The sequence below is a fragment of the Chamaesiphon sp. OTE_20_metabat_361 genome (assembly GCF_031364565.1).
This window is the reverse complement of the sequence record NZ_JANLWO010000822.1, coordinates 1-2534: the sequence shown is the minus strand read 5'-3', so window position 1 is coordinate 2534 and position 2534 is coordinate 1. Positions and strand designations below refer to the sequence as shown.

General features: G+C 43.6%; 2 protein-coding genes. One reads left to right on the top strand and one right to left on the bottom strand.

The window, feature by feature from the left end:
* On the top strand, window positions 1-242 hold a 242-nt coding region (locus RMO35_RS23100; protein ID WP_309744746.1), incomplete at its 5' end, for a hypothetical protein.
* Window positions 243-589: 347 nt separating this feature from the next.
* On the opposite strand, the gene RMO35_RS23095 is transcribed toward RMO35_RS23100, so the two are convergent.
* Window positions 590-2350: a M61 family metallopeptidase gene (locus tag RMO35_RS23095; protein WP_309744744.1), complete on the bottom strand. Its 1761-nt coding sequence runs from the start codon at window positions 2348-2350 to the stop codon at window positions 590-592.
* Window positions 2351-2534 lie beyond the last annotated feature (184 nt).

The following is a 2534-nucleotide window of genomic DNA, read 5'->3' as shown; positions in this document are numbered from 1 at the left end:
TAATTTTAATCGCGATCCGGTGTCGGCAATCGATCGCGCTACGGCGGCAGATTTGGAAATACTTAACGGTGTGGACGCAAGTAAAACCATTACTAACTGGCGACGATCTGCGGAAATTGGGTTATAAACCTAGTCCGCAGTTTCGACAAATGTTAGATAATTTATTAGCAGCGACTTTGGATGGAAATGTTATCGATCGAGCCAGTGCTGAATCATTTTTGCGGCTGAATTATCCACGGTAACTAAGAGGATGTCTGAAAAGTCTAATTTTTTAAGCGTAAACCCTGGAAATCACCCCTGTCTTGTCTCGCTGTCTTGACCCAAACACATGCGGAGGGAACCTCCGCGTGATTTGGGTCGCTAAACCCTCAGCAAAGCCGAGGAGCGCGAGCCGCTAGCTCACCTTGAAAAGCTACAATGTGTACACAAGTCGGCTGTTGCTCCGTTTCTAGATCTAAATCCCCCTTAAAAAGGGGGACTTTAAGCCCCCTTTTTAAGGGGGTTGGGGGATTCAGATCTACGCTAGAAGACATAAAATCTTTTCAGACATCCTCCGATCCTATCAGGTGGTTGTCGGGAAAAGCACAGCCTAAATACTTACCCAATGCTTAAATAATCGATTCTGAATCTCGGTAGTATGCTCGATCGATCGCAATTGATATTGTTGCGGTTGTGGTGTGGCTAAAACGATCGGGACACTCATCAAGCGATCGGCATGAAAGAAACTCACGCTAATTTCTTGTCCGGGTTGATAATATTTTAGGCGCTCGTTAAGCTTGTCAGCAGTGATTTTATAACCATCGATCGCCAGTAATTCGTCACCAGGATCGATACCTGCTAACTGGGCGGGTGAGTGCGCTGCTACCGATTTAATCGCTTCTTTCCCCTGCTCGGTTTTCACATTGATGCCTAGATATGGCATACTAGCTTCGACGGGTTGCAACTCAATTCCGAAGGGAGCTAAGTAATCGTTAAAAGGTAATTCTTCAATCCCATGAATATAACGATCGTAGAATTCAGTTAAATCATAATCGGCAATCGATTCGATAATTTGTTTGAGTTGAATTTCGCTAAAACCAATTTCGGCTTTTCCGAACTGCTCCCACATCTGCACCAAAACATCATCAAACGATTTGGCACCTTGAGTTCGATCGCGAATTAATAAGTCTAACAGTAATGTCACCATTTCTCCTTTGAGATAATAGGACATTTGGGAATTAGAACTATTGGCATCGGGGCGATATAACTTAATCCACGCATCGAAACTCGACTCGCTTAATGGCTGTACCAATCGCCCTGGGGTTGTCAAAAAGCGGGTTATTTCCTTACTCAGCTCGACTAAAAATTCTCGATCGTCATAGACTCCCGCACGTCGAGGAATTATTAAATCGTAATAACTCGTCGTTCCCTCACTAAACCACAGTGACGGCGTATAGTTTTCCCGATCGTAATCAAATTTTTCGAGCGCCGCCGGACGAATTCGCTTGACATTCCACAGATGAAAAAATTCATGGGCGACTAGCTGCATGAACCGATTATGTTTTTCGGCACCTTGAAAATTGAAGCGTGGATATAATAGCGAACAGCAATTTTTATGCTCTAAGCCTCCGCCCCCTGCTGGTGATAAATGCAATAGGAATATGTACTTTTTATATGGCAAACCACCGAAGATTTTTGCTTCGACTTCGACAATCTTTTTGATATCTTCGATCGCGCTATTGGGATCTAAATTACCTTCGCCCCAAACAACTAATTGATGAGGTATATCTAACACAGTAAAGTCATAAATACGCTGTGTACCGATCTCGAATGGACTATCGACTAAAGTATCAAAATCAGCAGCTAAGAACGTCTGATGACCGATTTCAGGCAATGGCGTAGTTACTTGCCAATCGGGTTGCGGCGGGATAATTTCTAGCTCGATCGGACAGTGTTCAAATCCCGGTATATAAAAACATAATGCTGCTGGATTAAAATAGCCGTGAGTCGCATCGAGATGATTGGTTCTGACGGTTAATTCATTTGCAAATACTTGATAACTAATCGAAATTTTGCTGCTATCATTTGTCTGAATTTGCCAATGATTTTTAGCAACTTTGTGAACACCCAATTTTCGACCTGTAGCTGATACTGCGACGAGGTTTTGGATTTGCTTGGCATATTCGCGCACCAAATAAGAACCAGGTGTCCACACGGGCATTTTGATATCGAGGTGCTCTCCATCCCAGTGACTGACGATTAATTTTACCTCAAACAAGTGAGTTTGCGGTTGGGACATCGCTATTCTATAAGCTAATTTTGGCGCGTAAGCTTGCGAGTCAATAGTAGTAACAATAGTAGTTTGAATCATTGGCTGGGGGGTAGACAATCGTCGATGCTAAATGAGTTAGTGTGTAACCGGAAAAAATATCGTTAAATATCTCGTTAACAAAGAGTATGGGTTTCCTTGGTGCAAGCCATGGGGCGGGAACCTCCGCGTGATTTGGGTCGCTTGCTTGGTGGAACGCTATTCACGAGGAAGCCGTCTAGCGACA